The 16,103-nt window shown below is 65.5% G+C and carries 16 protein-coding genes; 5 read left to right on the top strand and 11 right to left on the bottom strand.

Features of this window, described 5'->3' with window-relative positions:
• Window positions 1-19 precede the first annotated feature (19 nt).
• Window positions 20-346, top strand: a complete 327-nt coding sequence (locus ACWPWT_RS00635; protein ID WP_454278137.1) for a DUF2721 domain-containing protein — start codon at window positions 20-22, stop codon at window positions 344-346.
• 38 nt (window positions 347-384) lie between these two features.
• On the opposite strand, the gene asd is transcribed toward ACWPWT_RS00635, so the two are convergent.
• The gene (gene asd / locus ACWPWT_RS00630; protein ID WP_454278136.1) at window positions 385-1,245 is read right to left on the bottom strand and encodes an archaetidylserine decarboxylase; all 861 of its coding nucleotides are present in this window, start codon (window positions 1,243-1,245) and stop codon (window positions 385-387) included.
• A 38-nt stretch (window positions 1,246-1,283) separates the two neighbouring features.
• Here asd and ACWPWT_RS00625 point away from each other — a divergent pair, with 38 nt between their 5' ends.
• Entirely contained in the window at window positions 1,284-2,954 is a 1,671-nt protein-coding gene (locus tag ACWPWT_RS00625; RefSeq protein ID WP_454278135.1) for an aminotransferase class III-fold pyridoxal phosphate-dependent enzyme, read from the top strand.
• Between the two features lie 156 nt (window positions 2,955-3,110).
• Here the strand turns inward: ACWPWT_RS00625 and ACWPWT_RS00620 are convergent, their stop codons facing one another.
• On the bottom strand, window positions 3,111-3,734 hold the full coding sequence (locus ACWPWT_RS00620) for a hypothetical protein (protein WP_454278134.1): 624 nt from the start codon (window positions 3,732-3,734) through the stop codon (window positions 3,111-3,113).
• Window positions 3,731-4,384 carry a class I SAM-dependent methyltransferase gene (locus ACWPWT_RS00615; RefSeq protein ID WP_261269762.1) on the bottom strand — a complete coding sequence of 218 codons (654 nt, stop codon included), beginning with the start codon at window positions 4,382-4,384 and terminating at the stop codon, window positions 3,731-3,733. Before ACWPWT_RS00615 ends, ACWPWT_RS00620 begins: the two co-directional genes overlap by 4 nt.
• 540 nt (window positions 4,385-4,924) lie before the next feature.
• On the opposite strand from ACWPWT_RS00615, the gene ACWPWT_RS00610 reads away from it, so the two are divergent.
• On the top strand, window positions 4,925-5,185 hold the full coding sequence (locus ACWPWT_RS00610; RefSeq protein ID WP_454278133.1) for a hypothetical protein: 261 nt from the start codon (window positions 4,925-4,927) through the stop codon (window positions 5,183-5,185).
• Window positions 5,186-5,221: 36 nt separating this feature from the next.
• Window positions 5,222-5,473, top strand: a complete 252-nt coding sequence (locus tag ACWPWT_RS00605; RefSeq protein WP_261269760.1) for a hypothetical protein — start codon at window positions 5,222-5,224, stop codon at window positions 5,471-5,473.
• 51 nt (window positions 5,474-5,524) lie between these two features.
• On the opposite strand, the gene ACWPWT_RS00600 is transcribed toward ACWPWT_RS00605, so the two are convergent.
• Window positions 5,525-6,676, bottom strand: a complete 1,152-nt coding sequence (locus ACWPWT_RS00600) for an N-acetyltransferase (protein ID WP_454278132.1) — start codon at window positions 6,674-6,676, stop codon at window positions 5,525-5,527.
• A 134-nt stretch (window positions 6,677-6,810) separates the two neighbouring features.
• On the opposite strand from ACWPWT_RS00600, the gene ACWPWT_RS00595 reads away from it, so the two are divergent.
• A complete protein-coding gene (locus ACWPWT_RS00595) occupies window positions 6,811-7,905 on the top strand; it encodes a fatty acid desaturase family protein (protein WP_454278131.1) in 1,095 nt (364 codons plus the stop codon).
• A gap of 203 nt (window positions 7,906-8,108) precedes the next feature.
• Here the strand turns inward: ACWPWT_RS00595 and lptG are convergent, their stop codons facing one another.
• The 7 genes from lptG to proB all read right to left on the bottom strand — a co-directional run bounded on the left by lptG (window position 8,109) and on the right by proB (window position 16,097).
• Window positions 8,109-9,206 carry an LPS export ABC transporter permease LptG gene (gene lptG / locus ACWPWT_RS00590; protein ID WP_454278130.1) on the bottom strand — a complete coding sequence of 366 codons (1,098 nt, stop codon included), beginning with the start codon at window positions 9,204-9,206 and terminating at the stop codon, window positions 8,109-8,111.
• Window positions 9,203-10,402, bottom strand: coding sequence for an LPS export ABC transporter permease LptF (gene lptF / locus ACWPWT_RS00585; RefSeq protein WP_261269756.1), 1,200 nt, complete (start codon window positions 10,400-10,402; stop codon window positions 9,203-9,205). Before lptF ends, lptG begins: the two co-directional genes overlap by 4 nt.
• Before the next feature lie 121 nt (window positions 10,403-10,523).
• Entirely contained in the window at window positions 10,524-12,383 is a 1,860-nt protein-coding gene (locus ACWPWT_RS00580; RefSeq protein ID WP_454279861.1) for an ATP-binding protein, read from the bottom strand.
• Window positions 12,384-12,498: 115 nt separating this feature from the next.
• Window positions 12,499-13,761 (bottom strand): serine palmitoyltransferase, encoded by a 1,263-nt coding sequence (gene spt, locus ACWPWT_RS00575; protein WP_454278129.1) that lies wholly within the window; start codon window positions 13,759-13,761, stop codon window positions 12,499-12,501.
• 29 nt (window positions 13,762-13,790) lie between these two features.
• Complete coding sequence (locus ACWPWT_RS00570; RefSeq protein ID WP_058718202.1) at window positions 13,791-14,036, bottom strand: acyl carrier protein; 246 nt, start codon at window positions 14,034-14,036, stop codon at window positions 13,791-13,793.
• A 67-nt stretch (window positions 14,037-14,103) separates the two neighbouring features.
• Window positions 14,104-14,997, bottom strand: coding sequence for an SDR family oxidoreductase (locus tag ACWPWT_RS00565; RefSeq protein ID WP_454279860.1), 894 nt, complete (start codon window positions 14,995-14,997; stop codon window positions 14,104-14,106).
• Window positions 14,997-16,097, bottom strand: a complete 1,101-nt coding sequence (gene proB, locus ACWPWT_RS00560) for a glutamate 5-kinase (protein ID WP_454278128.1) — start codon at window positions 16,095-16,097, stop codon at window positions 14,997-14,999. Before proB ends, ACWPWT_RS00565 begins: the two co-directional genes overlap by 1 nt.
• Between the last annotated feature and the right edge of the window lie 6 nt (window positions 16,098-16,103).

The following is a 16,103-nucleotide window of genomic DNA, read 5'->3' as shown; positions in this document are numbered from 1 at the left end:
AATGGGTCCTGACCCTAACGTGTTCGCGACGCGGTTGGGGCGGATCAGCGACCGGATCCAGGCCCTGAAGAAGGAGGGGCGTGCGAACAGCCTCGAGATGCGCCGCCTGCGGCTGCGCTCTAAGATCCTCGACATCGCCGTGAGCCTGACGGCGGCGGCGGGGGCGATGACCTGTTGCTCGGCCATCACGCTGTTCCTTGGGACCTTGCGCGACTCCGGTCATGCATCGCTGCTGTTCTTCTTTTTCGGTGGTGGGCTGCTCTGTGCGGTTGCGGGGCTGGCCTGTTTCGTGGGGGAGATCACGATCGCCGGACGAGCGTTGCGCGACGAGAACGATCCGGGTTGATGCGGCCGCACCGGATCGCGCCCCGCGACCAGTCCGCGTCAGGCCGTTCGCCCGATCACGGTGCCTGCGCGGATCGCTTGTCCCTCGACCAGAGTGTCCGCCAGCCGCATGTCCGGGGGCAGGAACAGGATGATGGTCGAGCCATGTTCGAACCAGCCCATCTCCTCGCCCTTGCCGATCCGCGCGGCGCAGGGGCGGCGGCCCGGGCCATGTTCGCGCAGGCTGCGTTCGGTATCCAGGCAATGGAGGCGGATGCTCGCCACCAGGATCGCGGCGACCGGGACGATCAGTAGCGGCCGCCCCGAGACCAGCGTTCGCGCCTCGATCACCGCGCGTTCGTTGCGGCAGAAGAGCCGTTCGACCCGCTTGAGCGCGATCGGGTTCACGTTCCAGCAGTCGCCGGACAGATAGGTCACCCCCTCCACCGCCATATCGGTCGGGGCATGGAAGCGGTGATACATGCCCGCCGTCAGCCGCAGCGTGACGAACGAGCCGTCGCGGAACCGCTCGACCAGTTCGGGATCGGGGACCAGGTCGCCCAGGCGATAGGGAAAGCCCTTGATCTGATAGAGTCGATCGTCCTCGATCCGGCCATGCGCGCCGACCAGCGCATCGCAGGGCGAGGCGAGTGTGTCGGGATCGATATCGAACGCGCGCGCGCCGTCGCGTAGAGGGCGGACGAAGCCGTCGCGCAACGATTTGAACCGCCTCGTCCGCGCATCCGACAGGTCGACGCCCGCAAAGAATTTCCACAGCGCCAGGCTGGGCTTCGCCACCAGCGGATGCTCGATCCGCGCGATCCGGCCGACCAGTTGCGTGGCGAAGCGGCGAGGCAGGCGATTGGTGACGAGGAAATTGATGTCCTCGTTCAGGAAGAACCGCATGATGGGTCCGCGCATTGTCATGCCTCCGTCATGGGTACGCGGTCAAAGGCCGCATGAACCCGATTCTCACTGGCCTGCTGGCCGTCTCCGCCGGTGCAGTCGCCCTGACCAAAGGGCATCGCCGCCTGACCCTGTCGCGCGCCAAGCATCCCGGACTGGGCGGCCATGTCCGCATGGCCAAGCGGATTGCCGGGCAGATTCCGTTCTATAGCTATGGCGAGGAGCGCTTCTTTCGTGTCGATGGCGCCCCCGATGCGGTGGCCGGGCAACGTCGCGCGGGGTTCGAGCGGTTGGGCGACATCTTCGCGACTCGATTCGTGCAGACGCTCGCGCTGACCCGCGAGACTCGGTCCGGTCTGTCCGACCTGCAATTTACCGGCGCTTACCGCGTGCCGTTCCAGTTTCGCGAGAAGGTCCGCACGACGCTCGCGACCGGCGCCTTCTACCAGCGGTCGGAAGGGCCGATCCTGGTCGATCTGGACGGCAACCGGTTGATCGACTTGACCGGCTCTTACGGCGTCAATCTGTTCGGTAACGACTTCTACAAACAGACCATGGCCGAAGGGGCGGCGATGGTCGCCGATCTGGGCGGGGTGCTGGGGTCCTTTCACCCGGTGGTCGCCGACAATGTCCGCCGCCTGACCGAATTGTCGGGGATGGACGAGGTGTCCTTCCATATGTCGGGCACCGAGGCGGTGATGCAGGCGGTGCGGCTGGCGCGCTATCACACCCGCCGCCCGCGCCTGGTGCGGTTCGCCGGGGCCTATCATGGCTGGTGGGGCGATGTTCAGCCGGGCATCGGCAATCCCATGCCCGCCGACCGCACGCTGACGCTGGCCGACATGTCGGAGCGGACGCTGAAGGTCCTCGCCACGCGCAAGGACATTGCCTGTGTGCTGGTCAATCCGCTCCAGGCGATGCACCCCAATGGCTCGGCCCCGTCCGACGGGCAGCTGGTCGATGGCGGTCGCAAGGCGGGGGCGGACATGGCCGCCTATCGCGATTGGCTGCACCAGCTGGCCGATGTGTGCCGGGCGAACGGTATCGTCCTGATCTTCGACGAGGTGTTCATGGGCTTCCGCCTGGCGAAAGGCGGGATGTCGGAATATTTCGGGGTGAGGCCCGACCTCATCACCTATGGCAAGACGCTGGGCGGCGGGTTGCCGGTCGGCGTGCTCTGCGGCCCGGCCCATCTGATGAAGCGCTGGCGCGAGGATCGTCCCGTCGACATCTGCTTCGCGCGCGGTACGTTCAATTCGCACCCCATGGTCATGGGCGCGATGAACGCCTTTCTTCGGCGGCTGGAGACGCCCGAGATCGCCGCGCTCTATGACGGGCTGGACGCGCGGTGGAATGCGCGGGCCGCAACGTTCAACGCAGCGATGGCGGCGGCGGGGCTTCCTTTGTCGGTCGCACATGTCCAGACGATCTGGACCATCCTCTATGCGGTCGCCTCGCCCTATAACTGGATGCTGCAATATTATCTCCGGGCGGAAGGACTGGCGTTGAGCTGGGTCGGGACCGGGCGGCTGATCTTCAGCCTCGACATCGACGACACCCTGTTTGCCGAGATTTGCGACCGCTTCGTTGCAGCAGGACAACAGATGCGTGACGATGGCTGGTGGTGGACCTCTCCGGACGCGCCAACCGACCTCAAACTGGCGAACAAGGCGATCCGGCGGCGGATTTTAAAGGAGTCGCTGGCGGTGCGGATGGGTAGGTGACGGATAACGTTCTCCCGGCCCCAGTCCCTCACCCTAACCCTCTCCCCGGCGGGGAGAGGGTAAGGAAAGGCAAAAGCCCTCTCCCCGCCAGGGAGAGGGTTGGGTGAGGGGTGGGGGCCGGGCGACCCCCTTTGAAAACCTAGTTCCGAGGTAGGCTTACGCCGCCCTCAAATCCTCGAAATCATCGACATCGTGATGATCCATCCGCTCGCCCTTCATCAGGCGGCGCGGTGCGCTCTTGTACATCTTGAAGTCGTTGAACGGGTCGGTGACGATCTTGGTCGCCCAGACGAGGCCCGTTTCCAGATCGCGGGCGACCCAGAGTTGCATGACCCGCACGATGATCGCGCTGACGCCCAGGCCCAGCCAGCCGATGCCGACATGACGCAGATAGCCCATGAAGCCGTCCGGATATTCCAGCGTGCCGAACAGCGTCGGCTGGACCATCAATACGACCGGGATCGCGCCCCAGATGCCCATCAGCACATATTTGCGCGCCAGGTTGTAGCCGACCTTGATCTCTTCCTTATGCTCATGCGTCGCCTTGTTCACATGGTCATAGCCCTTGGGCTCGAAGAAGAAATGTCCGGCCTGGCGGCTGGTCATCGCCACGCCCCAGGCCAGCAGGCTGGCGACCGCCGGGTCGATGAACAAGAGGACATAGGCGGTCAGGAAGGTGCAGGCGCTGACGAAGTGCAGGCTCTGATTGACCAGGCTGTGATGATAATAACGATGATCGTCCCACCGCTGTTCGGCGAGCTGCGCGCGAAAACCCGTCATTGGACATGTCCTTGGAGGGAAGGCTGACGCTTGGCGAAGCGGACCAGCGAGAAATGGCCGAGCGGGGGCAGGGGGCGGCTTTCGACCAGCTCCACATCGCCGCGCGTTGCCGCCCAGTCGGTATAGCGGTGGAACGGGAAATCGGTGCGGAAGCCCAGGCGGCTGGTGATCGGCATCAGCGTCTTTTCGATGCGCCCGCGAAGCCCATCGCCCGCGCCCACCCGCGTCGTGATGACGATCTCGCCACCGGGGCGGCAGATGCGAGCGAATTCGTCGAGCGCGCGTTCCGGATTGGGGACCGCGGTGATGACATATTGCGCGACCACCACGTCGAAGCTGTTGTCGGCGAATTGCAGCGCCTCGGCATCGCCGTAAGCAATCTGTTCGACATGGGCCAGGTTGCCGCGCTTCACCCGTTCGCGTGCCTTGTCGAGCATCGGCTCGGACAGGTCGACGCCGACGATGCGGTTGTCGCGGGAATATTGGGGCAGGGAAATGCCGGTGCCGACGCCGACCTCGATGATCCGCCCACCGATCCGCTCGGCGGCGACGATCGCGGCGGAGCGGCCTTTTCTGAAGACGGGGCCGAAGACCAGGTCGTAAACTGGTGACCAGCGATCATAGGCCTTGGTGACGCTGGCGGTACTCATCTGCGTTGCCATCGAATGGGCATCCCGTAGTGCGGCGATCCCATCCCTGTTCGCAGCGACCCGTGACAATTTCACGACAGGAGCCGTGTCGCCTGCGAGATTTTCTCAATAACGCAACGAATATGTCATCCTATATGCACGGATATGTCGCAATTTGCATTTAATCATCAAGCTGCCGATTTTCGTCCTTATGGCAAGTATAGGGAGCATGATATACGGATTGCTCCGAAATGACGGGATTATGGGGAATATCTATTTATAATGTCCAGTAAGATAGGGCGCTGCAACTTGCCCATCCTACTACCCCGCGATTTATCTGCTTACGCGAAAAGCTTGAGCGCCCAGCGCGGCGACGTGTATGGCCTCGGCGGCGCAGCGTAGCAAAATTTCCCGGATCACTTGGCGAAAAACACTACAGCTTGGCGGATCGTCCTATGTGGGAATCAGCTAAGTGGCTGAAATCCGGCTTTTTCAGTGTATGGCACAACTAATGCAGTAACTCACATGCCGGGGTGATCCGGCATTCAGGGAGTTACTACCATGTTGCTGACACTGCTGATCGCATCGACCCTGTCCACCGCCGCGTCGGGCCGGGAGCCGATCGCACCGACGATCGCCGCGCCGAGCACGGCCGCCATGACGTCGGGGGGCTCCGCAGCGTCCACTTTCCCGGCCGATACCCGTTTTTGCATTTACGATACGCCGACCGGATCGCGCATCCGCCTCAAGGTCTGCCGCACGGCGGACGAGTGGATCGCCACCGAAGGCCAAGTTCCCACCGGCCGCATCGCGCGCCGCTGATCCCCCCTCAGACACACCGCTCGTTGGAGAATCACGATGTTGTTCGCACTGCTCGCCGCCGCTGCTTCCCTGTCCGCTCCGTCGCCGCGCGATGAGGTCGCCAAGCCAGCGGCCACCCCGATCGAAGCCTCCGCGCTGCCCAGCGCCTCCGCTCCGGTCAAGCCGCCCCGCTATTGCTTCCTGAATGTCGAGGAAGATCACATCATGCGTGGCAAGGTCTGCAAGACGCGCAAACAGTGGCTGTGGAACGGCGTCGATCCGCTCAACTATATCGGCCGCAAGAAGTGATCGAAAAGGGGGTAGGGGCCACCGCTGTCGCATGGCCCCGCCCCGCGCATGTCAGCCCAGATCGCGGGCGTAGATGTTATAGGTCTTGTTGACGTCGCTCTTGATGGTCTCGGCGATCGAGCGCATCCCCTGATTGTCGTCGAGGATCCAGCCGATCTCCCCGCGCGACGCGCCGTATTTGGTCACCGAGGCGCGGCGGATATATTCGATCATCATGAAGGCCAACTGGCTGGCCATGCGCGACGACTGGAGTTCCTTGACCACCCCCATCAACGGCACGCGCATCGTCCGCACCTTGGGCGCGCGCAGCCACAGCAGCAGCTTGGCCCAGCCGAAGGGAAGCAGGCTGCCCTTGAGCGGCTTGATCGCCTCGTTGAGGTCGGGAAGCGTGATCATGAACGCCACGGGCTTGCCGTCCAGTTCGGCGATGCGGATCAGGTCGTTGAACACGATCGGCTTCAGCTTAACGCCAACGTCCTTGATTTCCGGCGGCGTGAGCGGGATGAAGCCCCAATTGTCCGACCATGCGTCGTTCAGGATGCTGAGGATGATCGCGGCCTCCTCCTCGAACTTGGCCTTGTTCACCTCGCGCACGCGGATACGCTCGTTCTTCTCGCCCGACTTGATGATCCGCTGGACGATCGGCGGGAATTCCTGCGTGATGTCCAGCTCATAGGTGAAGAGCTGCTTGATGGTGGTATAACCCGCCGCCTCGATCCATCCCTGATATTCCGGCCGGGCATGGCCCATCATGATCGTCGGGTCCTGGTCGAACCCCTGGACCAGCAGGCCGGGCTCCTCCCACACCGATTGCGACACCGGACCGATCGCGCGGGTCATGCCCTCTCCGCGCAGCCACCCCTCGGCCGCCGACAGCAGCGCGCGGAACACCTCCTCGCGCGTCGCATCCATCAGTCCCCAGAAACCCGTGCCTGGTCCGAACCCCTTGGACACGTCCATCTCCAGCGCCAGCATATCGAGATGCGCCGAAATGCGCCCGACGACCTTGCCATTCTCTTCCGCCAGGAAAAGCTGCGCCTTGGCATGGCTGTACCAGCCATTCTTTTCCGGCGTGATCAACCCCAGCGCTTCGCCCTTGAGCGGCGGCACCCAATGCGGATCGTCCGCGTAGAGGCCGAACGGGAAGTCCACAAAGGTCTTGCGGTCGCGCTTGGACGCTATGGGGCGGATGGAAAGGGTCATATGGGATCGGTCCGGCGTATGATTTCGCCCTCGTACCTAACCGGCTTGGTCGATCATAGCGAGTGAGGATATCGTCATCGCCCGCCGTGGGAATGCCACCGTGTCGCCACTATATGGGGGCAAAGGATATGCCCATGGAATCGACCCTTTCTTTCGAGCGCGGCGCGTCGGCCGCCGGCACCATGCCCGGTGCGCGCCTGCCGATCGCGGACGACAAGGCGATGCTGCGCGCCGCCGCCGAATTGACCCGCGACCTGATCGCGCCAAATCCGCGCCTCTATTGGGCCGACATGGCGGGCAGTGCGCTGCTCGGCTATGCCGCGCTGGCCGTAGCGGTGACGGCATCCTCGACCGGAGTGATCGTCGTCGCGTCGGTGGTCGCGGTGCTGGCGCTCTATCGCGCGCTGCTGTTCATCCACGAAGTCAGCCATATGAAGCATTCGGCGCTGCCGCGTTTCCGCGAGGGCTGGAACGCGCTGGTCGGTGTGCCGCTGCTGACTCCCGCCTTCATGTATGAGGGGGTGCATAACCTTCACCATGCGAAGACCCGCTATGGCACGGTCGACGATCCCGAATATCTGCCGCTCGCGCTGATGAAGCCGTGGACGCTGCCGGTCTTCATCCTGGTGTCGGCACTGGCGCCGCTGGGGCTGCTGATCCGCTTTGCGATCCTGTCGCCTTTGTCCTGGGTGGTTCCGGGGCTGCGCAAGATGGTGGTCGAGCGTTACTCGGCGCTGGCGATCAACCCGCAATTCCGCCGTCGCATGCCCGAGGGCGAAGCGCTGGTCCGCTTCAACCGGACCGATGCGGCGGCCTCGATCTGGGCGGTGGCTCTGGTCGTGATGGTGGCGGTCGGCATCATTTCGCTGCGCGGCTTCGCGATCGGATTCGCCATCGGTTCGGCGGTCGCGGTGCTGAACCAGGTCCGCACGCTCGTCGCCCATTTGTGGGAGAATGAGGGGGAGCAGATGACGGTGACCGCGCAATATCTCGACTCGGTCAATGTGCCGCCGCCTGCCCTGCTGCCGGGGCTGTGGGCGCCGGTGGGCCTGCGCTATCACGCGCTGCACCATCTGCTGCCGTCGCTGCCCTATCATGCGCTGGGCGAGGCACATCGCCGGATCAGTGCGGCGCTGGAGACGGACTCGCCCTATCACAAGGCGAGCTACAGCGGGCTGCCGGCGCTGGTCGCCAAGATCGGAATGAGCACCATTCGTCGGGGGAAGTGATTTCCCCGCATCGGACGAAGGCGGGGCATGCGCCTCGACTTCGTCCGGCGTGAGGATCAGCCCTGCCGCCCGTCCAGCCTGAGCGAAGTCGAGGCCAAGGGAAGCCGCCCGCCAGGCCGCCATTTCGACTTCGCTCAGTGCGAACGGAGGTTGGGGCTCAACGGCAAATCAGGGGCGGGATCAGGCCAAGCCTTACCAGTCCCTCATTCCTCGGTCCGAAACAGCACCGCCTCACCGATCAGGAAGAACAGCAGGATCGGCGCCCAGGCCGCGAGGAAGGGCGGATAAGCCCCCAGATCGCCCATCGCCATCGAGAAATTGTCCGCCACGAAATAGGCGAAGCCCAGCGCCATGCCGATCACGGCGCGAACGAACAGCTTGCCCGACCGCGCGATGCCGAAGGCGGCGACCGCGCCCAGCAGCGGCATCAGCACCGCCGACATTGGCGCGGACAGCTTGTGCCAGAGCGAACCCTCCAGCGACTTGGTCGGACGGCCCGCCTCGCGCAGATCATCGATCGCGCCAGACAAGGCGCCGAAGGATAGGCTGTCGGCGTTGACGCTGGCCAGGGTCAGTTGCTCGGGCGTCACGCCCTGGCCGATGACCAGCGAGGGAATATTGGTCAGCTTGCCCGACGCCACCTCGAACCGGGTGGCCGGGCCGATCCGCCAGCCGGCTCCGTCCCGCTGTCCCCGCGGCGCGCGGACGATCGCCCGCAAATTGCCGCCGCTGCGATCGTAAAGCGTCACGCCGCCCAATTGCGTCCTGTCGCCGCGCCCCTGGATCAGGTCGACCGAAATCAGGTCGTCGCCGTCGCGTACCCAGACATTGGCCCGGTCGCCGCTATCGATGGGCAGCGGTCCATATTCGACCTTCTGCCAGGCGCTCAGCGTCGCGGTGGCGCGCGGCACGATCCGGTCGTTGAACGCGAAGCTCAGCACCGCGACGCCCGCGCTGGCGACCAGCAGCGGCGCCAGCACCTGATGCGCCGACATGCCCGCTGCCTTCAGCGCGATGACCTCCGAATTCTGGTTCATCGTGAAGAAGGTCAGGATCGTACCCAGCAGCACCGAGAAGGGCAGCAGGAAGGATATGATTTGCGGCGCGCGCAGCGAGACATAACGCCATACCTGCGCCTGCCCGTTGCCGGGCGCGGCGAGCACCGCGCCGGACTCGCTCAGCACGTCAAGCGTCTGGAGCACCAGCGCCACCGCGAACAGGATGGCGAAGGTGCGGATCAGGAACATCTTCGCCATGTAGATGGCGATCGTCCGCGACGGGAAGATGCTGGACAGGCTCATGCCGTCTGCCCCTTCTTGCGGCGACGGCCCGGCAGCCAGCGGCCGATGGCCTTGGCCAGCTTCGCCACGCCACGCTCCAGCGCGCCGATCGGCTGGCCGCCCGGCACATAGGCGGTGACATAATACATCCAGAGAACGAGTCCCGCGAAGACCGTGAACGGCCCCCACAAGGCGAGCGCGGGATTCACCCGCCCCAGTGCGCCGATGTCGGCGGCATATTGGTTAACCTTGAAATAGGTGACGAGCATGACGATCGACAGGAACACGCCCAGCGCCGAAGTCGATCGCTTGGGCGGGATGCCCAACGAGACCGCGAGCAGCGGCAACAGGAACATCGTCACCACTTCCACCACGCGGAAGTGGAATTCGGCACGGCTTCCCGCGCGTGCCTCCGCGCTCTGCGCCTCCTGGCCGTGCCGCGCGAGTTCGGGCAGCGTGAATTCCAGGTCGCGGCCGCCGCGCTGTCGGAAATTGTCGAACTTGGGCAGATCGATCGGCAGGTCATGGCTGGAGAAGGTCAGGACGCGCGGCGCACGGAATTCCGGCCGGTTGTGGATCAGCGTGCCGTTGGTCAGGCGGAAGATGATGACATTGGGATCGTCGGTCGCCAGGAAGCGCCCGCGCTCCGCGGTCACGCCGATCCAGTCGCCCTTGGACGTGTTGGCGTGGACGAAGATGCCCGACAGGTCGCGGCCATTGTCGCGGCTTTCTTCGATGCGCAGCGTCATGCGGTCGCCCAGATGGGTGAATTCGCCGACCTTGATCGACGCCCCCAGCGCCCCGGTGCGCAACTCGTAGCGCAGCCCTTCATAATAATAGCGCGCGATCGGCTGGATATAGCCGACGATGGCGAGGTTGAGGGCCGCCAATATGATGGCGTACATATAGGGGACGCGCAGCAGCCGGGTATAGCTCATGCCGACGCCGCGCATCACGTCCAGTTCGGACGAGGTGGCGAGGCGGCGAAAGGCGAGCAATATGCCCAGCATCAACCCGATCGGAATGCCCAGCCCCAGATATTCGGGCAGGAGGTTGGCGAGCATCCGCCACACCACGCTGATCGGCCCGCCCTCGGTCGCGACGAATTCGAACAGGCGGCGGATGCGATCGAGCACCAGCAGCATCGCCGAGATGAGCAGCGTCGCGAACAAGGGCAACGCGATCAGCCGGGCCATGTAGCGATCGATCGACTTCATGCGGGGGACTTCATGCGGGGAACATCACTCGCGCGATAAAACGGCCATGGCTATACGGGGCGGGGCGGGGCGCGTCACCCCCTCCTTTGGGCTTTGGGTTTTGCGAGAGATTCCCTTGGCCTCAAGCCGCTGCCGAGACAGGCCCCACCGCCACCCGCTTCAACGCCGCCGCCAAAGCGCGCTCCAGTCCGGCCAGCGTGAAGGGCTTGCGCAACACCTCATGGCCCTCGAACCCGGTGGCCTGCGTCTCGCCCGCGAAGCCGGTGACGAACAGCACACCGATATCGGGATGGGCGGGGCGGAGGGCGGCGATCATTTCCGGGCCGGTCATATGCGGCATCAGCACATCCGACACGATCAGGCGAATGCCCGGATGCCGGACGAGCAACTCTTCCGCCTCGCGCGGGTCGCCACAGGCGACCGGATCATGGCCGAGTTCGCGTAGCGCCCCCATCGTCGCGGCGAGCACGCGCGGATCGTCCTCCACCACCAACATCCGCAAGCCTTCCAGCGCCGGCACCTCGGGAAGGGCGGCGGGCGCGTCCTCCGCTTTGGGGGTGTCTGTCTCGACATGGCGCGGAAGATAGAGGCTGACCGTGGTTCCGGCCCCCGGCGCCGTGCGGATGGCGACGTCGCCCCCCATCTGGCCGACCAGCCCGAAAATCTGGCTGAGCCCCAGGCCCGTTCCCTTGCCCGCAGGCTTGGTGGTGAAAAAGGGCTCGAAGACGCGCTCGGCCACTTCGGGGGGCATGCCTGCGCCGGTGTCGGTCACCGAAAGGACGACATAGTCGCCCGTCCCCGCCCGCGGCAGGGCATCGGCGTCCACCCGGACCTCTGCGGTGCGGATGGTCAGTTCGCCCCGCCCGTCCATCGCATCGCGTGCATTGACCGCCAGATTGAGGATGGCGTTTTCCACCTGCACCCGGTCGCCGAACATCGTCCAGCCGGTGGTGGTGTCCTCAACCGTCACCTTCACCCCATCGCCCAGCGTGCGGTCGAGCAGGTCGCGCATGCCGCTCACCAACTGGCGCGGGGCGAGCGTTTCGGGGGTCAATGCCTCTTCGCGGCTGAACATCAGCAGACGGCGGGTCAGCGCGGCGGCGCGATGCGCGCCCTCGGTCGCGCTTTCGAGGTGGCGGATCACCGACTCGCGCCCCTCGGCCCGGCGTGCCAGTTCCAATCCACCCAGCACGACCGCCAGCATATTGTTGAAATCATGCGCGATCCCGCCGGTCAACTGGCCCAGCGCGTCCATCTTCTGCACCTGGCGCAGCTTGGCTTCCTGCACCTTCAGTTCCTCGGTCGCGGCATCGACGGCGGCGGCGAGTTCTTCGGCGCGGGCACGTTCGGTCCAGGCCTCGGCGCGGGCCTCCGCCCGCTCGCCCACCGTGCGGAACATCAGCCAGCCGAGCAGCATCGCCCCCAGCGCCAGCGCAATCCCGAAAATTACCAGCCCCCCGGCGATCCGGTTGGCGTGGAGCACCGTTTCCTGCGCGGCCGTGCTCCGCTGATCCAGCAGAACGCGCTCCCCCTCGATCAGTGCGGTGAGCAGGCGGTTGATCTGCAACAGCGCGTCGGCCTGTCGCGCCTGGTAATAAAGGCCATAGGCCTGCCGGTTGCGGTGATAGGTGGTCGAAAGCGCGATCGACGACAATTCGTCGCCCCGCGCCTCATAAGCCTTGCGGAGCTGCTCGACGCGCTTCTGCTGGTGCGTCTCCTCGATCAGCACGTCCAGCCGTTCAAGTTGCGCGCGCGCCAGATTCCATTCGTCGACGTAAAGCTGGCCCAGCTTGCTGTCGCCCGAGATGACATAGCGGCCCAAAGATGCTTCGGACCGTGCGATCGTCCCCGCCAGCGTGCGGGCCAGGATCATCACCTCATAGCTGTGCCGCTGACGCTCCAGCGCCTGGTCGCGCTCGCGATTGGCGTTGCCCATCGTCACGATCAGCATGGCCAGCGTCACCGCACCGGCCAACGCCATCGCGATCAGCGCAAAGGTCCACCAGCGGCCGACCCCTCCGAGATTGTCCTGCTCGATCACGGCGTTCACGCTATCCCAGCCGCCGGATAATGCAAAGCCGCGCGCGATGGGGCGATCAGGCGATGACGCCGACCGCCTGGCCCGCCGTGCGGAACATGCCCAGCACCGTCTCGATCTGTTCGGGCGTATGCTCGGCGCAGATGGAGCAGCGCAGCAGGAAGGTGCCCGCCGGCGTCGCGGGCGGCCGCGCCATATTGACGTAGAGCCCGCCGTCGAGCAGCGCCTGCCACATGATGACGGCCTGTTCCTGATCGTCCAGGATCACCGCGACGATCGCGCTGTCGCAGTTTTCCGTGCCCAGCTTGAATCCCATTTCCTTCAAGCCGCCGTGCAATGCGCGCGCGTTCGACCAGAGCCGCTCGCGCTTCTCATGCGCGGTCATCAGCTTGCGGATCGAGGTCGTCGCGGTCGCCACCACCGAAGGCGGCAGCGAGGCGGTGAAGATATAGGGGCGGCAGGCCAGGCGCACCGCCTCGAACTTCGGATGGTTGGACACGACGAAGCCGCCGACCGTGCCGACCGACTTGGAGAAGGTGCCGACGACGAAATCGACCTGGCCTTCCAGCCCTTGCGCCTCGTACACGCCGCGCCCGTTTCGGCCGAAAAAGCCCATCGAATGCGCCTCATCGACCAGCACCATCGCGCCATGCTTCTTGGCGACGGCGACCATCTCCTTCAGCGGGGCGATGTCGCCCAGCATCGAATAGACGCCCTCCAGCACGACCAGCTTGGCGGGTTCCTTCGGAAGCCGGCCGAGCCGCTTGTCGAGATCCTCGACCGAATTGTGGCGGAAGCGGACGATCTCGGCATTGCCCTGCTGGCAGCCGTCATAGATCGAGGCATGGCTGTCTGCGTCGAGGATGACATATTCACCCTTGCCCGCCAGCGTCGAAATGATGCCCAGATTCGCCATGTAACCGGTCGAAAAGACGATCGCGCCGGTCGTGCCGTAGAAATCGCGCAGGGCCTGTTCGACTTCCATATGGTCATGGAAGGTGCCGTTGAGCATCCGGCTGCCGTTCGTGCCAGAACCGAACTGATCGAGCGCGGTCTTGCCCGCCGCAATCACATCCGCGTCGAAGGTCATGCCCATGTAATTATAGGTGCCGAGCAGGATCGTATCCTTGCCCCGGATCACCGCCTCGGTGGGAGACTTCACCTGTTCCATCACGATCGCGAAGGGATCGGTGACGCCCGAGTCGAGCAGCTTCTGTCGCTCGGCGATCAGGCCGTCGAACTTGGAGAGCAGGTCGCGTTCCGGCGCGATGTCGGGCGCGTCGGCGGGAAGGGCATGGGACTGGGCGGCGGCTTCGGTCATGGGAGGGTCCGTCTCGGGCGCTGTAGGGGTCAGGCTTGCTTCAGCTTTTCGACCGCGTCGACGAGCTGGCCGACATTCTCGATCTCGGCCTGCATGTTCATCGTGATGATGATGTCGAACTCGTCCTCGATCGCGGCGACGAAATCCATCACGGTCAGGCTGTCCCACTCCAGGTCGCCCTGGAAGGTCGTCGCCTCGGTCAGTGCCACGCCCTTCTTGTTGAAGGGGGCGATCTGGGCCGCGACGGTGTCGAAAATGGCTTGGCGGTCGCTCATGATGATCCTTTCAAAGGGGCCAGTGGCACCCAAATGCGGCGGCTTTTCGACCGCGTGTATCGGGCTGCTATAGCAAGCCGTTGGCGCGATACCACCGCGCCGTGTCGGCCAGCCCCTTGGAGAGCGCGATTGCGGGTTGCCAAAGCTCGGGGGAAGGGCGCTTGGCGGGATCGGCGGTCCAGTCGGTATGACAGAGATAGCCGACGCGGTCGGCGGTCAGCTTGGCCGCCGGCCCGCGCAGTTTTCGATCGATCTTCGCGCCCAGATTCAAGAGGCCCTTGGGCAGGTGGAGCGTCATTACGCGCCGCCCCACCGCCGCACCCATGGCGGAGGCCAGTTCGGCATGGGTCAGCACCTGCCCGTCGTCCACCTCCAGCACGGCGCGCGGGCCATCGGTGGCGACCAATATGGTCAACAGGCGGGCGAAATCCTCGACGGCGATCAGCGACAGCTTGCCCGGCGGCGGCATGAAGGCCAGCCCGAGTCGGGCGGTGCGGAACACGTCCAGCCACTCGGTATCGTGCGGGCCATAAATGCCGCTCGGCCGCACGATCGTCCAATCGAGTCCGCTTTCCGTCACCACATCCTCGGCCTGCCGCTTGGACCAGCCATAGATGGACAGTTCGGGCTCGCGGGCGGACAGCGAGGAGACATGGACGAAGCGCTTGATCTCCGCGGCCTTCGCCGCCGCGACCATCGCGCGGGTGCCGTCGATATTGCCCGCGACGAAGCCCTCGCGATCGGGCGCATTCACCACGCCCGCGATATGCAGCACCGCGTCCGCGCCCTCGACCAGCGTGGCAAGACTCTCCGGCTTGTCGAGCGCACCCGCGATCCAGGTGATCCCGGCACGCGACGGCTGGGCCCGCCGGGTCAGCGCACGCAGGCTCAGCCCGGAACCGGCGGCACGGTCCACCACCGCGCGACCGACAAAGCCGGTCGCTCCCGTCACCGCGACGATCACAGCAGGGCCAGATGGTTGCGATGGATCAGCGCGGCGCGCGGCGCATGGCCCAGTATCGCGGCCTGCTCGTCCGACCGCGTGCCGACCAGCGCGCGGGCCTCGGTCGAGTCATATTCGCTGAGGCCCCGCGCGATGGTGCCGTTCGGCCCCTCGACGGTAACGAGGTCGCCGCGCGCGAAATGGCCCTGAACGGCGGTGGCTCCGGCGGCGAGCAGGCTGCCGCCCTCGGCCAGCGCCTTGGCCGCGCCCGCATCGACGCTGATCGCGCCCCGCGCGGTCAGGCCGCCCGCCAGCCACGCCTTGCGGGCGGGGGCGCTTCTTTCCGCGACGAACAAAGTGTGGCGCGCCGGTGTCGACAGCGGATGGTCGATCCGCCCCGAAGCGATGGCAAGATGCGCGCCTGCGCTGACCGCGATCCGCGCGGCGGCGATCTTCGACACCATGCCACCCGAACCCATGCCCGAGGCGGAGCCGCCATCGGCCATGCCGCTGACCGCGTCGATCCGATCGACCCGTTCGATATGGCGCGCCTGCGGATTGGTGTGCGGGTTGCTATCGTACAATCCGTCCACGTCGGACAGCAGAAGCACGCCGTTCGCGCCCGCCGCCTGACCCACCCGTGCCGCCAGCCGATCATTGTCGCCAAAGCGGATTTCCTCGGTCGCGACGCTGTCATTCTCGTTGATGACTGGCACCACGCCGAGTCCCAGCAAGCGCCCGAGCGTCGCGGCGGCGTTCAGATAGCGACGCCGATCCTCCAGATCGTCCAGCGTCACCAGCATCTGCGCGGCGGTCAGCCCCTGGGCATGGAGCAGCTCGGCCCAACATTGGCTCAGCGCGATCTGCCCCGTCGCGGCGGCGGCCTGCGCATCCTCCAGGCTGGCGCGCCCGCCCTTGGGCAGGCCGAGGCGGCGGGCACCGAGTGCAATCGCCCCGGAAGAGACGATCGCGATCTGCTGCCCCTCGCGGACCCGCGCGGCGATGTCGGCGACCAGGCCGGTCAGCCAGTCGCGGCGCACTTCGCCTTCGGGCGAGACGAGAAGGGCGGAACCGACCTTGACGATCAGCCGCGAAAAGGTGGCGGGGGGGAAGATCATGCTGCG

It is taken from the genome of Sphingomonas sp. Marseille-Q8236 (assembly GCF_965112005.1).
The sequence above is the reverse complement of the archived record's forward strand: the minus strand, read 5'-3'. Positions and strand labels throughout refer to the sequence as shown.

Bases quoted from the DNA above. Each gene is read 5' to 3' on its own strand.
- asd (WP_454278136.1), bottom strand. From the start codon at position 1,245: ATGCGCGGACCCATCATGCGGTTCTTCCTGAACGAGGACATCAATTTC.
- ACWPWT_RS00570 (WP_058718202.1), bottom strand. From the start codon at position 14,036: ATGAGCGACCGCCAAGCCATTTTCGACACCGTCGCGGCCCAGATCGCC.
- ACWPWT_RS00625 (WP_454278135.1), top strand. From the start codon at position 1,284: ATGAACCCGATTCTCACTGGCCTGCTGGCCGTCTCCGCCGGTGCAGTC.
- ACWPWT_RS00600 (WP_454278132.1), bottom strand. From the start codon at position 6,676: ATGACCCTTTCCATCCGCCCCATAGCGTCCAAGCGCGACCGCAAGACC.
- ACWPWT_RS00620 (WP_454278134.1), bottom strand. From the start codon at position 3,734: ATGACGGGTTTTCGCGCGCAGCTCGCCGAACAGCGGTGGGACGATCAT.
- lptF (WP_261269756.1), bottom strand. From the start codon at position 10,402: ATGAAGTCGATCGATCGCTACATGGCCCGGCTGATCGCGTTGCCCTTG.
- ACWPWT_RS00605 (WP_261269760.1), top strand. From the start codon at position 5,222: ATGTTGTTCGCACTGCTCGCCGCCGCTGCTTCCCTGTCCGCTCCGTCG.
- proB (WP_454278128.1), bottom strand. From the start codon at position 16,097: ATGATCTTCCCCCCCGCCACCTTTTCGCGGCTGATCGTCAAGGTCGGT.
- ACWPWT_RS00580 (WP_454279861.1), bottom strand. From the start codon at position 12,383: ATGGCGTTGGCCGGTGCGGTGACGCTGGCCATGCTGATCGTGACGATG.
- lptG (WP_454278130.1), bottom strand. From the start codon at position 9,206: ATGAGCCTGTCCAGCATCTTCCCGTCGCGGACGATCGCCATCTACATG.
- ACWPWT_RS00595 (WP_454278131.1), top strand. From the start codon at position 6,811: ATGGAATCGACCCTTTCTTTCGAGCGCGGCGCGTCGGCCGCCGGCACC.
- ACWPWT_RS00615 (WP_261269762.1), bottom strand. From the start codon at position 4,384: ATGAGTACCGCCAGCGTCACCAAGGCCTATGATCGCTGGTCACCAGTT.
- ACWPWT_RS00610 (WP_454278133.1), top strand. From the start codon at position 4,925: ATGTTGCTGACACTGCTGATCGCATCGACCCTGTCCACCGCCGCGTCG.
- spt (WP_454278129.1), bottom strand. From the start codon at position 13,761: ATGACCGAAGCCGCCGCCCAGTCCCATGCCCTTCCCGCCGACGCGCCC.